The 394-nt window shown below is 59.6% G+C and carries 1 protein-coding gene; it reads right to left on the bottom strand.

Annotation, left to right across the window (positions count from 1 at the left end; genetic code table 11):
• Positions 1–272: phosphatidylglycerophosphatase A (locus CYR55_RS23160; protein ID WP_175580836.1), on the bottom strand; the 272-nt coding region annotated here is incomplete at its 3' end.
• Between the last annotated feature and the right edge of the window lie 122 nt (positions 273–394).

The raw sequence follows: 394 nt of genomic DNA, 5'->3' as shown, positions 1-394 counted from the left end.
ATGCCGACAAACTCATCCCAGACAATGCTGCCGTGATCGTGCACGCCCATGTCTTTCGCCGTCTGGTGGCAGAGATAGACACCGATGCAGATGCTGAACATCACCACCATCGAATAGACCTGCCACGGCAAATAGGTCAGCAGCATCCAGCACGGGATGGCCGCCACCGACCCGGCCGTCCCCGGCCCCCAGGGGAACAGGCCGCTGCCGAACCCGGTCGCCAGCAGGTGCCACGGGTTGCGCATCCGCAGCCGTTTTTTCGCCGCGTTCATCTGGTCAATGGCGTTATCCAACGCCTGCTCCGTCGCCTGTAACGACGGTTTCCTTGGTTTTGCCATGACTATTGGTCCATAAAATGATCGAAACCCTGCCAGCCCAGTTCAACCGGCTGGTT

Source organism: Chimaeribacter californicus (genome assembly GCF_002858675.1).
GTDB lineage: Bacteria > Pseudomonadota > Gammaproteobacteria > Enterobacterales > Enterobacteriaceae > Chimaeribacter > Chimaeribacter californicus.
Note: the sequence above shows the minus strand (reverse complement) of the source record. Positions and strands in the feature narration are given on the sequence as shown.